The organism is Lautropia dentalis, assembly GCF_003892345.1.
In the GTDB taxonomy this organism is placed as follows: domain Bacteria; phylum Pseudomonadota; class Gammaproteobacteria; order Burkholderiales; family Burkholderiaceae_E; genus Lautropia; species Lautropia dentalis.
The window spans coordinates 619954-635999 of the sequence record NZ_RRUE01000001.1 but is presented as its reverse complement, the minus strand read 5'-3'; the positions used below and the strand labels follow the sequence as shown (position 1 = coordinate 635999).

Here is a 16046-nt window from a genome sequence, read left to right as displayed (position 1 = left end):
CCGGCCCTGCCCTGCCGGCTTCCGAGCCCCTGGCGGGGCTGGAACCACCGGGACGATCGGAATGACCGGAATGACCGGAATGATCGGAATGATCGGAACCACCGGAACTGCCGGACTGACCGGGAGTGACCGGAACTGACTGGACGCACCGGATACACTGTACCCACCGGATGCGACGGGCCACAACCAGGAGACACATGCATGACCGATACGATGACCGCAGTCCAGCTGCGCCGCCCCACCCCGCACACCACTGCCGCCTACTGGACAGTCTGCGCGGTGGAAGCCCTGTTCGAGACGCCGTTCATGGACCTGGTCTATCGTGCGGCCACCGTGCACCGGCAGCACTTCGATGCGCAGCGCATCCAGCTCTCGACCCTGCTGTCGGTGAAGACCGGGGGCTGCCCCGAGGACTGCGCATACTGCCCGCAGTCCATCCATCATCCCAATGCGGTGCCAGCCCAGAAGCTGATGGACGTGGAGAGCGTGCTGGAGAAGGCACGCATTGCCAAGGCACGGGGTGCCAGCCGCTTCTGCATGGGCGGAGCATGGCGTGGCCCGAAGCCGCGCGACATCGAAAAGCTGCAGGCGATCATCCGGGCGGTGAAGGCACTGGGACTGGAGACCTGTGGCACCTTCGGCCTGCTGGAAGAAGGCATGGCCGAGGATCTGAAGGAAGCCGGTCTCGACTACTACAACCACAACCTGGACACGGACCCGGGCTATTACGGCGAGCTGATTCACACCCGCCGGTTCGATGACCGGCTCAATACCCTGGGCAAGGTGCGACAGGCCGGGCTGAAGGTGTGCTGCGGCGGCATCATCGGCATGGACGAGACCCGCAAGCAGCGGGCCGGGCTGATTGCCAGCCTGGCCAATCTGGAGCCACAGCCGGAATCGGTACCCATCAACCAGCTGGTGCGACTGGAGGGCACGCCACTGGCCGATGCCCACGAGCTGGACTGGACGGAATTCGTGCGCACGATTGCGGTGGCGCGCATCACCATGCCGCGCAGCTATGTGCGCCTGTCGGCCGGCCGGCAGGACATGCCGGAGAGCACGCAGGCCCTGTGCTTCATGGCCGGCGCCAATTCGATTTTCTACGGTGACAAACTGCTGACCACGGAGAACCCGTCGGAAGACGCCGACCAGCGGCTGATGCTGAAGCTGGACCTGCTGCCGGAAGCCGGGCCGGGCGAGCGCCTGCCGCCGTCAGTCGCCGGGCACGCTGCTGGCGCCGGGCGCGGCGCAGACGGAAGCGGCGCGGATGACGGCGGCGGGGCTGTCGACCGCGCGGGTGGATGTGGCGGCCGCGGCTGTACCTGTGGCGGCTGAGGGATGGAGCCGTTTTTCGGGGCGGCCGGTAGCCGCTTCCGGCCGGCCCGGGCGCTGTGCCTCACCGGCCAGTGCCTGACCTGACTTTACCTGGCCAGGTACCGATGCCTGTACCGATGCCAGTGCTAGTGCCAGTGCCAGTGCCGGTTCCGGTTCCGGTTCCGGTTCCGGTCAGAAGATGATGGCGCAGAATGCCGTGAGCAGCAGCAGGATGTTGGCGCCGATGGTCATCATGAAGCCCGCCGCGCGGGTTTTGGGATCCTTCACGTACGCCCGGGCGTAGACGAAGCGGCCCACCAGATAGACGATGCCCAGCAGGGACACCCAGGTGCCCGCGAAGTAGTGCCCAGCGATGAGCAGCGCGGGCAGGAAGACGACCAGCTGCTCCAGCGTATTCATCTGCACGCGATAGACCCGCTCGAAGTTCTCGTCACCGGTGACGGCGGGCGCCTTGATGTGATAACGGTCGCGCGCCTGACCGGTACGGGCAACGAAGAGCAGGTACTGAAACACGGCCAGCAGGGCCAGGAAGTGGATGAATGCCATGATTTTCTCCAGAAGGGGACTTACTGAAAGGATACTCCCTGTCACGGATGGATTTGACCTGCGTCGCATTGATGTTTCTGTTGCACGTCATCTGGAGTTTGAGTAACAATTCGTCGCGCTGCACACACGCGCGAATGATGCCGTAACAGCCAGTCTGTCCTCGCCGGATCTGGCCGCGCCACACATACGTGCGGACGATGCCTGCCTGCCCGCGTTCTGGGAGGCCCCTCTGCTCCCCCCACCGTTTCCCGGAGTCTCCCATGTCCCTGACCCGACGCACCCTGCTGGCCGGCATGACGGCCCTGACCCTCTCCTCCCTGGGCCTGGCCTCTGCCGCCCACGCCGTGACCGTGAAGGACGACCACGGCGAACTGACGCTCGACAAGGCCCCCACCCGCATCGTGGCGTTGGAGTTCTCGTTCGTGGATGCCCTGGCCAACGTGGGCATCTCGCCGGTGGGCGTGGCCGATGACAACCAGGTCTCGCGCGTGATCGAGCCGGTGCGCAAGCTGATCCAGCCGTGGAAATCGGTGGGCACGCGCTCGCAGCCGAACATGGAAACGATTGCCGGACTGAAACCGGACCTGATCATCGCCGACACCTCGCGCCACAAGGCCGCCTATGACCAGCTGCGCAAGATTGCCCCGGTGCTGCTGCTGGATTCGCGCTACGGCGGCTTCACCGACATCCTGGACCAGGACCAGATCATCGGCGATGTGGTGGGCAAATCCACCGAAATGAAGGCAAAAATCACCGAACTGCAGCAAAAGATCAAGGGCATCGCAGGTGAGATCAAGCCGGGCCAGACCGCCATGTTCGGCGCCTCGCGCGAGAACACGCTGGATGTGCACACCGGCAGCACCTTCGCCGGTGGCCTGCTGACGGAGCTGGGCTTCAAGGTGCCGGACAACACCGGTGGCAAGGACATCTACGACATCGACCTGGAACACGTGCTGGCCATGAACCCCGACTGGATGTTCATCGCCCACTACCGGCAGGAAAGCGTGGTGCGCAAATGGGAACAGGAGTCGCTCTGGAAGGCCCTGACGGTGGCCCGCCAGAACCAGCTCGTGTCGGTGGACCCGCAGCTGTGGGCCCGTTCGCGTGGCATCACGGCAGCCAGCCTGATGGCAGATCAGGTCAAGGCGGCGGTGGAAAAACACTGATCCGTGAAAAGGCACTGATCACGTTTCTCCCATGACGGGGGTGCCCCGGCCACCCGGGTCGGGGCCGCCCCCGGGCAGGCAGCCGGCAGAGCGCGCCGTGCTGCCGATCCGGTCCGCGGGCCTGCACCTGCTTCCCTTCTTCCAAGGATCACCATGTCCCTCCTCCCAGCCTGGCTGAGGTGGCTGGTACCGGTGCTGCTGCTGGCAGCACTGGGCTTTGCCTCGGCCTTCATGTTCTCGCCCGGGGCGCTGCACATCACGCCGGGCGATGTCCTGGTGGCGCTGAAGTCGCCCAACAGCACCAGCCTGAGCATTCCGCAGATGCTGGTGGTGGAGACCCGCCTGCCCCGCATCATCGTGGCCATGCTCTGTGGCAGCGTACTGGCCGTCAGCGGCCTGCTGCTGCAGACCATGACCCGCAACCCGCTGGCCTCGCCCTCGCTGCTGTCGATCAACGCCGGCGCCGGGCTGGGCGTGATTCTGGTGGGGGTGTTCATGACCGGCTCGGGCGCCTTGACCCAGTCCACCGCCGCCGCCCTGGGTGGTGCTGCCTCGTGGGCACTGGTGATGTGGATCAGCTACCGCGATGGCCGGCTGCAGAAGAGCCGGCTGATCCTCTCGGGGATCGCCGTGAGCGCCTTCTGCGCGGCGCTGGGCAAGGCCTCGCTGATTCTGGACGAGAACCAGGCCTATGGCGTGATGAACTGGCTGGCCGGCGGCGTGGGCAACATGAGCTGGAAGCAGGTGAAGGACTACTGGCCGCTGGTGGCGCTGCCCATCGTCCCGCTGGTGTGGCTGGTGCCCAAGCTCAACATCCTCAACCTGTCCGACGAAGCTGCCCAGTCGCTGGGGCTGTCGGTGCGTTCGCTGCGCTTCTGGCTGAACGTGGTGGTGCTGATCTGGGTGGGGGCCAGCGTGGCCACCACCGGCCCCATTGCCTTCATCGGCCTGCTGATTCCGCATCTGGCCCGTTACTGGATTGGCTATGACCTGCGCCGCACGGTACCGATGGCAGCGCTGCTGGGCGCCCTGCTCTTCGTGGCGGCCGACCTGCTGGCGCGGGCGCTGGCCCATCCGGCCGAGCTGCCGGCCGGGGCCGTGCTGGCCATTCTGGGTGCGCCCTGCTTTGTGTTGATTGCCAAACAGCGGAGTGACGCATGAACCATCCGGGACGATATCTGACGGTACTGGCCGTGCTGATGGCGCTGTGCTTCCTGGGGGCGCTGATGTTCGGCTCCACCTTCAAGACCCCGGCCGCCGTCTGGCAGGGGCTGGTGCAGCATGACTTCGACATCTGGCAGTACCGTCTGCCGCGGGCGATCCTGGCGGTGCTGGTGGGCGCGGCGCTGGCGCTGTCGGGCACGATCATCCAGGGCATCATCCACAACCCGCTGGCCTCGCCCGACATCCTGAGCATCAACCACGGCGCCAGCCTGGCTGCGGTGCTGACGCTGATGGCCCTGCCGGGCACCTCGGTGTGGATGCTGCCGCTGGCGGCGTGCGTGGGGGCGGCCGTGGCCTTTCTGCTGCTGCTGGTGGCCGGCCGTCATGCCGGACCGCTGCAGACGGCGCTGATCGGGGTGGCACTGTCGGCCTTCTACGCGGCCATCACCGACTACCTGATGCTGACCCATCCGCTGGAAGTGAACACCGCGATGGTGTGGCTGACGGGCAGCCTGTGGGGCCGGACCTGGTCCTTTGTGGAGGTGGGCGCCCCGCTGCTGGTGCTGCTGCTGCCGGTGGCCCTGCTGTTTTCCAAATCGTTCGACCTGCTGACGCTGGGCGAGGCCAAGGCCTCCACACTGGGCGTGAACGTGGGCCGCAACCGTATCCTGCTGCTGGGGCTGGCCGTGATGCTCGCCGCCGTGGCGGTGGCCATTTCCGGACCCATCGCATTTCTGGGCCTGGTGGCGCCCCATCTGGCGCGCAAGCTGGTGGGCGGACGGCACCGGGCGCTGCTGCCGGCCTCCATTCTGACCGGCGCCCTGATCCTGCAGATCAGCGACATTGCGGTACGCACCATCCGGCCACCGCTGGAACTGCCGGCCGGCATCTTCACGGCGCTGATCGGCGCCCCGTATTTCTTCTACCTGCTGCGTCGGAGCCTGTGACCATGGCATTGAGCGTGAAAAACCTGAAGGCGGGCTATGGCGGCAAGGAAGCCATCCACGACCTGACCACCACCATTCCGGAAGGCAAGATCACGGCGCTGATCGGCCCCAACGGCTCGTGCAAGTCCACCCTGCTGAAGACGCTGTCGCGCCTGCTGCCACCGATGGCCGGCGAGGCAACCATCGACGGCAAGCCCATCTACCAGATGAGCCCCCGGGCCTTTTCCCGCAGGCTGTCACTGTTGCCGCAGCACCAGCTGGTGCCGGAGGGCATCACGGTGCGCACGCTGGTAGGCTATGGGCGCAGCCCGTACCTGAACCTGTGGGGCAGCCTGGGCAAGGAGGACGAGCAGATCGTCGAGCAGGTGATGGCGGCCACGCACACGGACATCATCGCGGACAAGCGGGTGGACCAGCTCTCGGGCGGCCAGCAGCAGCGCGCCTTTCTGGCGATGACGCTGGCACAGGAAACGCCCTATCTGCTGCTGGACGAACCGACGACCTATCTGGACCTGAATCACCAGGTGGCGCTGATGGAGATGATGGCCGCGCAGCGCGACCGCGGCGCCACGGTGGTGGCGGTACTGCACGACCTGAACCAGGCGGCGCGGTACTGCGACCATCTGATCATCATGAAGGATGGCGCGCTGATGGGTGAAGGCTCACCGCAGGAGGTGCTGACGGCGGAGATGCTGGCGAAGGTGTTCCGGGTGAGCGCGGCGCAGCATGTGTGCCCTGAAAGCGGCAAGCCGATGGTGGTGGTGAAGAATGCGGGGCTGACGGAGCAGATGGTGGTGTTGCCGGATCCGGGGTGGAAACGGGGGGAGAAGGCGGCCTGATTCTGTATCCTTACTGGCTGGAAGGAACGGCGCCTGCGGGGGCCGTTTTTTGGGAAACCCCCTCGATACCGGTTCCGTGGTTAATGGAGGACGGCTTTGATGGCAGGTTCGTACTTCATGGAGGACGGCTCTGATGCAGGTTCGTACTTCATGAAGGACGGATTTGATGGCAGGCTCGTGCTCCATGGAGGACGTCTCCAGGCGGGGCGGCGCGGGGAGCGGGAACCTCCTGCGGCTCATGCGCTCACTGCCGTTTTGTCGCCCACGACCTGCGTCGTGGTCAACAAACCGTCAGGCCTATAAAACTTTTCGACAACCGGGCTGGCGCCCGCCCGTCGAAAAGTTTTTAGGGTCTTCGCGGATCAGTGTGGGTGCAATCGGGCGTTTTCGGGTAGCGGGGGCAGGAAACTAGCAATGACCTTGAGCCTCAGATAGTCCTCATCCCGGTATCCGTAAGCACTGCGCTGAATGACCCGGATCTTGTTGTTCAGCCCCTCCACCATCCCCAGGCTGACCTTGTTCTCGGGGCGGCAGTAGGCGGCAATGCCATCCCAGTGCCGCTCGATCATTTCGGCAAACTTTCGGTACGGTTCAAGACGCTGCCATCGCAGGCTTTGTTTCCAGCGCTCGAAGAATGCCCTGGCACCGTGCTCGGTTCTGTAGCTCCACAGCTGCCCAAACGACTCCTTCAGCAGGTAGGCCGTGTTCAGCCGCCGATTGGCTGCCAGCAGCTTCTTGAGTGCCTGCCGCCCCTCCAATGTCAGGTTCTCCCGCGCCGACAGCAGCGTATAGCGCTGCCCCTTGATCCACGACCTGTCCTTGCCTTGCAGACGCCTGTACTCGTCGCGTCTGACCTGATCGAGCGCCTTCGAGAGATGCCGCATGATGTGGAACTTGTCGAACACGATCGCTGCGTTGGGAGCCTTGTCGCGCACCGCGTTGCGAAACGGGCGCCACATGTCGATCACCACAAGCTCGATGCCATCGCTTGCCTTGCTCCCCAGCTGGGCGAAGAACTGCTCCACATCGGCTTGCGTGCGTCCGTTGCCGCCCATCCATATCGGTCTGCCCTGGTCCAGATCACTGACCACCACGCGATAGTCATGCCCCTTTCTGACCGCTATCTCATCGATGCCTATCGCTCTGGGCCTGAGCCGACCGGCACGACGAACCTGTTCCTGCATGTACAGCTTCGACAGATCCTTCACCGTGCTGTCGTGAAGCCGCTCCAGCTCTGCCACGGCCTTGTTGCTCATGCTCGTGCACAACCTGCCGACATGCAGCGCAAAGCGCTCGGTATAGCGTGGATTCTGCGCCAGTCAGTCAAGCCGTTCTACATGCACGCCGCCGCACCCCGAACACCGTACCCGCCAACGTTCGAACTCCAGGTACACCATCCAGCCTGCCACCCGAAGATCCCGCACACGGCACCTCCGCTGGTCGTAACGCCCCCGGCAGCGCTGCCCGCAATTTGAGCAAATGGCCGTTTTTTTCGGCGTCTCAGCTGCACGACTCTCGCCTTGGGGTCCCCGAAGATTCCCTTCAACCTCGCCGATGCCACGAAGCCGGGAACGGACAAAAGTTCCCTCAGACTGCGACCTGTTTTCATGCACAGCACCTCGATCCAGTATCGATGCACGATACGACATCATCATCTGTGCTGTAAAGTCCTTGATTTCAGGCGTCAAACGCCAATTTCGCTCCCCATCTCACCCACACTGATCCGCGAAGACCCAGTTTTTTTACGGCTTCCGCGAAATCGCCGCAGGAGGCTCCCGCTCCCCACACCGCTTCCCAGAAGCGTGCATCGCGGCTTCGACGGGGAATGTCGTGAATGGCTTGTGCCTTCAGAGCGCGTTCTGAACTCATTCATCCCCGCACAGGCCCCGGCCGTATGCCGGGAAGGTGCACCGAGTCCAGGTCTAGAACACCCCGTTCTGGTGAACCGCGTATTCGTCTTCGGGCATGGGGACGATGAGATCCCACATTTCGGCGAGCAGGCCGTTTTCGATGCGCCAGAGTTCGACGCAGGCATGACGGACGCCGCCCAGACGGGCTTCGCTGTGGGTCAGGACGAACTGGCCTTCGGCAACGGTACGGTGGATGTGCTGATAGTCGGGCGCCTGTCCACGTGTACGCAGGGCGTCGTGCCAGTCGATGGCGGCGTCGACGCCGTCGGCCATTTCGGGGCTGTGCTGCAGCAGGCGGGTGCCGTCGGTGCTGAAGCGAAAGCCGCTGTAGTTGGCGTTGAACAGGGTCCCCACCACATGACGGACCACGAAGGCACGATTGGCTTCGGCGTCGCCACGGCCCGGCGCGGTCGGGCCATCGAGCTGGGTGCGACCGCTGGCATTGGGGGCGGCTTCGGCCGCCAGGGCGGCCCAGTGTTCGACGATGCGGCCGCCGCTGAGGCGATAGATGTCGAAGCCCACGAGCGGCGTGCTGCCCAGACCGGTGTAGCGGCCATGGATGGCCACCAGATCGCCGTCGGCGAGCACCCGCACGACCTCATGGTGCAGGTCGGGGAGCAGTTCCAGCATTTCACGAACGCCCTGCAGGCCCCCCGACATGAAGGGGGAATGGTCGATGAAGCCCGGGGCAAAGTCGGTGTCGAGCACGCTGGCGTCATGCCGGTTGCAGAGTGCATCATGCACGCGGATGACCTGCTGCCGGTTGCGCGCCCGCAGGGAGGGGTTCTTGGGCAATGTCTCACTGTAGAAGAGCCCGGGGGCTCTCACACCACCAGCGGTCTGTACCTGCTCGAAATGGAACGGGACGCTCATCGTCAAATGCTCCTGGTCGGCATGACCTTTCAAATGAATGTGTTCAGGCTTCAGGGCGTGTCATGGGCCCGTTCATCTCCGGGGCCCCTTGTGGCTGACTCCGGACAGAACCGGATAACCGGTAAAACCGGGTAATGCACCTCCTGCGGGCGTCAGCACCGGTTTCAATCACCACGACATCCGGGCACTGCGGAATCCGAATGAGAATCGCCGTGCATTGTGTTCAGCAAATGCGGCACACGACGGGAACATCATCCGGGACCACGATGCAATGCCCTTGCGGAACCTGCGCGCCCGGCTGGGTGCCGAACGTTGCTGGCGGTGGCTGACTCCCGGTGTCGCGCTCACGCGCCCGGCACCTGAGACCACGGGACGGATCTGCATGGGCCACTGCACTCACGTTGGCCTACGCGCTCTGCGTGAGGCGCCGCAATCTGCAAGGGACCGCCGTGGTCACCTTTACACATGGTCAGCCATTGCGAACGCACAGCCATGGCGCACGCAGAAACTCACGACAGCCGGACACGCAGAACCCGGACAGGACATGCCAAGCCCATCCTCGCCCTGGACCGGACGGGCAGAACCGGCAGCCCATTCGGTCATCTGCATTCATTCTAGAACGGAAGAATCAGCCTTCAGCTGGGCACATGTTCTGCACAATGTCTGTTCTCCTCCGGCGGGTAAACGCATATTGCCTGCGTATACTCATGTGTCAACAAAAGGATTTTGTTTTCTCAAAGTTTCCAATAGACCAACAAACAGACAAAACTTTTCTTTTTATTCCGGCAGTCGGACGAAGATACGGCCCTGCCGTCAAGCAGGTTTTGCGATTCAGGCAACGGCCAGGCATGGCACATCAGGGACAGACACGCATGATTTGTCGTGCAGGCGGTTCCTGAAGACGCCAACGCAGGCAGCGCCGCACCAGGCCTGAAGGCCGGTTATGAAACTGCAACGGAGGGAAATGGGGGAAGGAAAATGCAGCAGAGAACCTGCTACAGGACGGCGCAACCCGGAACGGGAGGCCTGAGGCGAGGGAGGATACAACCGGGACAAGAAAATGGGGTGGCTGATGGGGCTCGAACCCACGACAACCGGAATCACAATCCGGGACTCTACCAACTGAGCTACAGCCACCACTGAACTGCAAAAAACTACTGGCCTGCCCGACAGGATTCGAACCTGTGACCCTCAGCTTAGAAGGCTGATGCTCTATCCAGCTGAGCTACGGGCAGTTCTATTCCGGCCGATGGACCCCAGCGAGCCGGGCAGATCAGGATAATACCATGATTTTCGGCTTTTTTGCTGGTCGGGGTGGAGAGATTCGAACTCCCGACATCCTGGTCCCAAACCAGGCGCGCTACCAGGCTACGCTACACCCCGAATGCGTGAGTATAACCGAGGCAAAATACGTTTGCCAAGGGGGCTATGCCATTCGCACCGGGAGCTGTCTCCGGGGGATACGGGAGCGCGCGGGGCCTGCATCGACGGCAACGCTGGCGCGGCCCCGTGAGGCTGCCTGGCCGGCGTTCTTCCATTTCGGGCCGCGATCCCCTGCCCTGCAGGCGATCACGGCGACGGCTGTGTGGTTTCAGTGATTGAGCGAATTGGCCATCATCTGTGCCAGTTCGGCGGCCAGCGAGGCGGAGCTGGACTCGACCATCACGCGCAGCACGGGCTCGGTACCGGACGGGCGGATCAACACGCGACCCTCGTTGCCCAGACGGGCCTTGGCCTCGGCAATGCTGGCCTGCAGGCCCTCGTGCCCTTCCCAGTCGAAACCCTTCTTGACGCGTACGTTGATCATCTTCTGCGGCATCAGGTGCAGCTCGCCCTTCAGTTCGGAGAGCGTGTGGCCGGTACGCTGCACGGCAGCCAGCACCTGCAGGGCGCTGATGGTGCCGTCGCCGGTGCTGTGGGCATCCAGCGCCAGCAGGTGACCGGAGTTCTCGCCCCCGAGCAGCCAGCCGCGCTGCTGCAGCATTTCCAGCACATGGCGGTCACCCACCTTGGCACGTTCGAACGGAATGCCCTTGTCGGCCATGGCGCGCTCGAAGGCGTAGTTGGTCATCAGCGTCCCCACCACGCCATCGACCTTGCCCTGACGGGCCAGCCGGTCCATGACCATGATGTAGAGCAGCTCGTCACCATCGAAGATGCGGCCGGAGGCGTCGCACATGATCAGGCGGTCGGCGTCGCCATCGAGCGAAATGCCCAGGTCGGCCCCCTCGCGCAGCACGGCGGCGGCCATGGTCTTGGGATGCACGGCGCCGACGCCGGCGTTGATGTTGGTGCCGTTGGGTTCGGTACCGATGGCGATCACCTCGGCCCCCAGCTCGTGGAAGACGTGCGGGGCCGTGTGATAGGCAGCGCCGTTGGCGCAGTCGACCACCAGCTTCAGGCCCTTCAGGTCCAGGCTGTACGGGAAGGTGCTTTTGCAGAACTCGATGTAGCGGCCTGCGGCGCTGTCGACCCGGTGCACCTTGCCCAGCCGGTGGGATTCGACGCTGACGATGGGCTCGTCGAGCAGCATCTCGATGCGCTCTTCCATCTCGTCGGGCAGCTTGTTGCCATCGGCCGAGAAGAACTTGATGCCATTGTCTTCATACGGGTTGTGCGAGGCCGACAGCACCACACCGGCGTTCAGGCGCAGGCCGCGCGTGAGGTAGGCAATGGCCGGGGTGGGAATGGGACCAGTCACGTGCACATCCACGCCCGCTGCGGTGAAGCCCGCGGTGAGCGCCGCTTCGAGCAGGTAGCCGGAGATCCGGGTGTCCTTGCCCAGCAGGACGGCCGGTTTGCCGCGCGTGCCTTCGGAGAAGATCCGGCCCGCGGCATAGCCCAGGTGCATCACGAACTCCGGCGTAATGGGCGGCTCGCCCACTTTGCCCCGTACACCATCGGTTCCGAAATAACGACGTCCCATGATCTTCTCTTTACTCCTCGGCAGTGTGGCCCGTCTGGCCTGCTGCATTGTGAACGCTCCCGGCCCGCATGGCCGGCAGTCCTGTCGCGACCCAGACGGCCAGCGCCTGGGCGGTTTCGGGTACGTCATGCACCCGTACGATCGTTGCACCGGCCTGCACGCCGGCCAGCGCCGCCGCCAGACTGGCCGGCAGACGGCGGTCCACCGGCTGGCCGGTGATGGCCCCCAGCATGGACTTGCGTGACACCCCCACCAGCACCGGCGCTACCTGCGCCCAGCCGGGAATGCCACGGTAGAGGGCCAGGTTGTGTGCCAGCGTCTTGCCAAAGCCAAAGCCCGGATCCAGGCAGATGCGCTCCGGCGCCACGCCGGCAGCCATCAGCGCGGCCCGGCTCTCCAGCAGGAACTGCCCGACCTCGGCCACCACATCACCGTACCGGGGATCGGCCTGCATGGTGGCGGGCGAGTCGCCCAGCATGTGCATGGTGACGACACCGGCATCGCTGGCTGCCACGGCGGCACGTGCTTCGGGCGCGCGAAAACCGGAGATGTCGTTGATGATGCTGGCGCCTGCCGCGAGGGCCTTCACCATGGTGGCAGGATGACGCGTGTCGATGGACAACGGTACATCCAGCCCGGCCAAGGCGTCGATAACGGGGGCGAGGCGCGCCCATTCCTCGTCGGGCGAGACGGTTCGCGCGCCGGGGCGGGTGGATTCGGCCCCGATGTCGATGATGCCGGCGCCCTCTTCCACCATCCGCCGCGCGGCGGCAATGGCTACCTGCGGATCGCGAAAGCGCCCGCCGTCGGAGAAGGAGTCGTCCGTGATGTTCAGGATGCCCATGATCTGCGGCCGGTCCAGCGCCAGCCGGAAACGCCCGCACTGCCAGTACGCAGGGGCGCTGGCGGGGGTTTCGGGGCTGGGGGATGGTGCTGCGGGCATGGAGGGGGCGCGAATCGGCAAAGATCTTTATGTTAACGGTTCCTGCTGGAGGACGTCGTTGATGCATTTCCTGCGAACAAGGAAATTCCCGGTGCGGGCAAGACAGCCACAGCGTTCAATCCGCCCTGGCTGCGCGCCTGAGCAACGGAAACAGGATGGTTTCGGTGTGTTCTCACGGCATGGAGGGCGGCTCCGGTGTGCTTTCGCGCGGCATGAAAGACGACTCCGATGTGGCACGCGCCGCGGACCGGTACGCCCCTGCGGCTCATACGCTCAATCCAGTTTTGTTGCCCACGACCTGCGTCGTGGTCAACAAAACTGGATGGCTATAAAACTTTGCAACAACCGGGCTACGCCCGCCCGTTGCAAAGTTTTCACGCCGACCGCGAAATCGCCGCAGTGCCGTCCCGCTCCACGTCGCTTTTCTCAAGATAAGCAGGTCTACCTGTCACCAGAAGGCAGAAGAAGAAAACACTGTGCTCGTGTCCCGGACAACCGAAACTTTGATCAGACGGGCGACCCGACATGAATACTGACCCAGTCTCACCGATGATCCGGGAGGCCTGTTGATACCGGGCCCGACAGGCGCCAGGCTATCGCTGCTCACAGGAACCAGGGCAGTGTTTCCCCCAGCAGGCCGGCAGGAGACGGGCTGAGATCTGGTCCACAAAACCTCTCTCTGCCTGACCACTGTCAAAGCCACCGTGCCCACGCCTGTGAAGCGTTGCAAGGAGTGGGGGTCTGGCGGCAACCAGAGGATAACGACAATCAGGTCATCCCGCCCCCTCGCGTCGAAGCCGCAATGCCCGAACCCGTGAAGCGGCGTGGGGAGGGGGCCCTCCTGCGGCGATTTCACGGCAGGCGGCAAACACTTTCTGACGGGCGGGGCGCAGCCCCGGTTGTCGGAAAGTGTCAGCCCGACAAGTTTGTTGACCACGACGCAGGTCGTGGGCAACAAAGTTGGCGTGAGTGTATGAGCCGCAGGAGGGCCCCCCTCCCCACGCCGCCCCGCTCAAAGTCGTCCTTCATGCATCAAAGCGCCCCCCGGAGCCGTCCTTCATACCCTGGGACGCCTCCTGAAGGCGTCTTGCGTAAACTGCCTGCCCCAGAGCGAAAGGAAGCAACCTGCCAGTCCGGAGCTTTGCCAGTTCTCTCCCAACGGGGCCATCTTCCACGAACCGGGGCGTCAGAATGCAGAAACGGCCCCGAAGAGCCGTTTTCCGTACTGTCCACAGCGGTGGCTTTCAGGGGGCAGGAGCCCCCACCATCAGGCCGAAGCCGCCGGGTTGGGCTCGGACTCCACCGCGGGCGGCTGGGCCGGCGGCGTGGGCGACGAATTGTTGCCCCCCTTCGGCGACCAGTCCTTCGGCGGCTGCGGCGGCCGGCCGGCCATGATGTCGTCGATCTGCTCGACACCGATGGTTTCCCACTCCAGCAGCGCCTTCGCCATCGCGTGCATCTTGTCGGCATGCTCCTCGATCAGGCGACGGGCCAGCGAATACTGCTCGTCGATGATCCTGCGGATCTCCTGATCCACCTGACGCATCGTCTCTTCCGAGACATTGTTGGTCTTCGTTACCGAACGGCCGAGGAACACCTCACTCTCGTTCTCGGCGTAGACCATCGGCCCCAGACGCTCGCTCATGCCGTAGCGTGTGACCATGTCGCGGGCCAGATGCGTGGCCCGCTCGAAGTCGTTGGAAGCGCCGGTGGTCATCTCGTTCATGAACACCTCCTCGGCAATGCGGCCGCCGAAGAGCATGGCGATCTGGCTCAGCATGTAGACACGGTCGTAGCTGTAGCGGTCACGCTCGGGCAGCGACATGGTCACACCCAGCGCACGGCCGCGCGGAATGATGGTGACCTTGTGCACCGGATCGGCCTTGGGCAGCAGGCGGCCCAGGATGGCGTGGCCGGACTCGTGATAGGCGGTGCTCTTGCGCTCGTCCTCGGTCATGACCATGGAACGGCGCTCGGTACCCATCAGGATCTTGTCCTTGGCACGCTCGAAGTCGATCATCTCGACCAGGCGGGCATTGCGCCGGGCGGCAAACAGGGCGGCCTCGTTGACCAGGTTGGCCAGGTCGGCGCCGGACATGCCCGGCGTGCCACGAGCCAGCACGTCGGCCTTCACATCCGGCCCCACCGGCACCTTGCGCATGTGCACGGTGAGGATCTGCTCGCGGCCACGGATGTCGGGCAGCGACACCACCACCTGGCGGTCGAAGCGGCCGGGACGCAGCAGCGCCGGGTCCAGCACGTCGGGGCGGTTGGTGGCGGCGATCAGGATGATGCCCTGGCCGGTTTCGAAGCCGTCCATCTCGACCAGCAGCTGGTTCAGCGTCTGTTCGCGCTCGTCATTGCCACCACCCAGGCCGGCACCACGCTGGCGGCCAACGGCATCGATCTCGTCGATGAAGACGATGCAGGGAGCGTGCTTCTTGGCATTTTCGAACATGTCGCGCACACGCGCGGCACCCACGCCGACGAACATCTCGACGAAGTCCGAACCGGAGATGGAGAAGAACGGCACCTTGGCCTCGCCGGCGATGGCACGGGCCAGCAGGGTTTTACCGGTACCCGGGGGGCCGACCATCAGCACGCCACGGGGAATGCGGCCGCCCAGCTTCTGGAAGCGGGAGGGATCGCGCAGGAATTCGACCATCTCCTGCACTTCTTCCTTGGCTTCATCGGCACCGGCCACGTCGGCAAAGGTGACGGGGTTGTTGTTCTCGTCCAGCATGCGGGCCCGGCTCTTGCCGAAGGAGAAGGCGCCACCACGCCCCCCGCCCTGCATCTGGCGCATGAAGAAGATCCACACGCCGATGAGCAGCAGCATGGGGAACCAGGAGATGAAGATCTGCATCAGCACCGACTGCTCTTCTTCGGGCTTGGCATTGACCTGCACACCGTACTTCATCAGGTCGCTGACCATCCAGATGTCACCGGTGGACGGGACATAGGTGGACAGGGTACGGCCGTCGCGGGTGCGGACGCGCACGGCACGGCCGTCGATCTGCACGCTGTCGACCTGGCCGTTCTCGGCCTCTTTCATGAATTGCGAATAGGGAATGTCGCCCACCCGGCTCTGCCGTGTTTCGAACTGCCGAAACACGGTGAACAGAACCAGGGCGATGATCACCCAGACGGCTGCTTTGGAAAATGCGTTGTTCACCTGCTCTTCCTCATGAGGCACGCGGGCAAGATGCCCGTGGCCAGTTGATTCTACGCTGTTGCATGGTGTTGCCCGTACTTTTCTGCCTGATGATGACTGATGAACGGCTCAGGAGGCTGCCCGTGTGGCCTGGCTGCCCTGCCCGGATGCCCTGTTCGCAGCTGCCCCGGGGCGCTGTGGGACGGAATGCCCGCACCGAAGGAAGGTGTAACCACCCGCATC

At 64.3% G+C, this 16046-nt stretch carries 12 protein-coding genes and 3 tRNA genes; 5 read left to right on the top strand and 10 right to left on the bottom strand.

What is annotated here, in order from left to right; all coding sequences use genetic code 11:
- Nucleotides 1-201 precede the first annotated feature (201 nt).
- On the top strand, nucleotides 202-1335 hold the full coding sequence (gene bioB, locus EHV23_RS02445; RefSeq protein WP_162499728.1) for a biotin synthase BioB: 1134 nt from the start codon (nucleotides 202-204) through the stop codon (nucleotides 1333-1335).
- Between the two features lie 171 nt (nucleotides 1336-1506).
- On the opposite strand, the gene EHV23_RS02440 is transcribed toward bioB, so the two are convergent.
- Nucleotides 1507-1881 (bottom strand): MAPEG family protein, encoded by a 375-nt coding sequence (locus EHV23_RS02440; protein WP_125094556.1) that lies wholly within the window; start codon nucleotides 1879-1881, stop codon nucleotides 1507-1509.
- A gap of 260 nt (nucleotides 1882-2141) precedes the next feature.
- On the opposite strand from EHV23_RS02440, the gene EHV23_RS02435 reads away from it, so the two are divergent.
- From EHV23_RS02435 to EHV23_RS02420, 4 genes are all read left to right on the top strand, one after another.
- Nucleotides 2142-3047 (top strand): Fe(3+) dicitrate ABC transporter substrate-binding protein, encoded by a 906-nt coding sequence (locus EHV23_RS02435; RefSeq protein ID WP_125094555.1) that lies wholly within the window; start codon nucleotides 2142-2144, stop codon nucleotides 3045-3047.
- A gap of 153 nt (nucleotides 3048-3200) precedes the next feature.
- Nucleotides 3201-4208 carry an iron chelate uptake ABC transporter family permease subunit gene (locus tag EHV23_RS02430; RefSeq protein WP_125094554.1) on the top strand — a complete coding sequence of 336 codons (1008 nt, stop codon included), beginning with the start codon at nucleotides 3201-3203 and terminating at the stop codon, nucleotides 4206-4208.
- Nucleotides 4205-5158 carry an iron chelate uptake ABC transporter family permease subunit gene (locus EHV23_RS02425; protein ID WP_125094553.1) on the top strand — a complete coding sequence of 318 codons (954 nt, stop codon included), beginning with the start codon at nucleotides 4205-4207 and terminating at the stop codon, nucleotides 5156-5158. Before EHV23_RS02430 ends, EHV23_RS02425 begins: the two co-directional genes overlap by 4 nt.
- Nucleotides 5159-5160: 2 nt before the next feature.
- Entirely contained in the window at nucleotides 5161-5997 is an 837-nt protein-coding gene (locus tag EHV23_RS02420) for an ATP-binding cassette domain-containing protein (RefSeq protein ID WP_125094552.1), read from the top strand.
- 362 nt (nucleotides 5998-6359) lie between these two features.
- On the opposite strand, the gene EHV23_RS02415 is transcribed toward EHV23_RS02420, so the two are convergent.
- The 9 genes from EHV23_RS02415 to ftsH all read right to left on the bottom strand — a co-directional run bounded on the left by EHV23_RS02415 (nucleotide 6360) and on the right by ftsH (nucleotide 15824).
- Nucleotides 6360-7316, bottom strand: coding sequence for an ISL3 family transposase (locus EHV23_RS02415; protein WP_203228924.1), 957 nt, complete (start codon nucleotides 7314-7316; stop codon nucleotides 6360-6362).
- Nucleotides 7317-7646 carry a transposase family protein gene (locus tag EHV23_RS16565; RefSeq protein WP_420813042.1) on the bottom strand — a complete coding sequence of 110 codons (330 nt, stop codon included), beginning with the start codon at nucleotides 7644-7646 and terminating at the stop codon, nucleotides 7317-7319.
- Between the two features lie 273 nt (nucleotides 7647-7919).
- Nucleotides 7920-8780, bottom strand: coding sequence for a nuclear transport factor 2 family protein (locus EHV23_RS02410; RefSeq protein WP_125094551.1), 861 nt, complete (start codon nucleotides 8778-8780; stop codon nucleotides 7920-7922).
- 1061 nt (nucleotides 8781-9841) lie between these two features.
- Nucleotides 9842-9917: transfer RNA gene (locus tag EHV23_RS02405), tRNA-His, on the bottom strand.
- Nucleotides 9918-9938: 21 nt separating this feature from the next.
- Nucleotides 9939-10015: transfer RNA gene (locus EHV23_RS02400), tRNA-Arg, on the bottom strand.
- 71 nt (nucleotides 10016-10086) lie between these two features.
- Nucleotides 10087-10163: transfer RNA gene (locus EHV23_RS02395), tRNA-Pro, on the bottom strand.
- A 208-nt stretch (nucleotides 10164-10371) separates the two neighbouring features.
- On the bottom strand, nucleotides 10372-11706 hold the full coding sequence (gene glmM, locus EHV23_RS02390) for a phosphoglucosamine mutase (protein WP_125094550.1): 1335 nt from the start codon (nucleotides 11704-11706) through the stop codon (nucleotides 10372-10374).
- A gap of 10 nt (nucleotides 11707-11716) precedes the next feature.
- On the bottom strand, nucleotides 11717-12649 hold the full coding sequence (gene folP / locus EHV23_RS02385) for a dihydropteroate synthase (RefSeq protein WP_125094549.1): 933 nt from the start codon (nucleotides 12647-12649) through the stop codon (nucleotides 11717-11719).
- A gap of 1267 nt (nucleotides 12650-13916) precedes the next feature.
- The gene (ftsH, locus tag EHV23_RS02380) at nucleotides 13917-15824 is read right to left on the bottom strand and encodes an ATP-dependent zinc metalloprotease FtsH (RefSeq protein WP_125094548.1); all 1908 of its coding nucleotides are present in this window, start codon (nucleotides 15822-15824) and stop codon (nucleotides 13917-13919) included.
- Nucleotides 15825-16046 lie beyond the last annotated feature (222 nt).

Excerpts from the sequence above, each read along its gene's own strand:
- EHV23_RS16565 (WP_420813042.1), bottom strand. The coding sequence starts at position 7,646 with ATGTCGTATCGTGCATCGATACTGGATCGAGGTGCTGTGCATGAAAAC.
- folP (WP_125094549.1), bottom strand. The coding sequence starts at position 12,649 with ATGCCCGCAGCACCATCCCCCAGCCCCGAAACCCCCGCCAGCGCCCCT.
- EHV23_RS02410 (WP_125094551.1), bottom strand. The coding sequence starts at position 8,780 with ATGAGCGTCCCGTTCCATTTCGAGCAGGTACAGACCGCTGGTGGTGTG.
- EHV23_RS02440 (WP_125094556.1), bottom strand. The coding sequence starts at position 1,881 with ATGGCATTCATCCACTTCCTGGCCCTGCTGGCCGTGTTTCAGTACCTG.
- bioB (WP_162499728.1), top strand. The coding sequence starts at position 202 with ATGACCGATACGATGACCGCAGTCCAGCTGCGCCGCCCCACCCCGCAC.
- EHV23_RS02420 (WP_125094552.1), top strand. The coding sequence starts at position 5,161 with ATGGCATTGAGCGTGAAAAACCTGAAGGCGGGCTATGGCGGCAAGGAA.
- EHV23_RS02425 (WP_125094553.1), top strand. The coding sequence starts at position 4,205 with ATGAACCATCCGGGACGATATCTGACGGTACTGGCCGTGCTGATGGCG.
- glmM (WP_125094550.1), bottom strand. The coding sequence starts at position 11,706 with ATGGGACGTCGTTATTTCGGAACCGATGGTGTACGGGGCAAAGTGGGC.
- EHV23_RS02435 (WP_125094555.1), top strand. The coding sequence starts at position 2,142 with ATGTCCCTGACCCGACGCACCCTGCTGGCCGGCATGACGGCCCTGACC.
- EHV23_RS02430 (WP_125094554.1), top strand. The coding sequence starts at position 3,201 with ATGTCCCTCCTCCCAGCCTGGCTGAGGTGGCTGGTACCGGTGCTGCTG.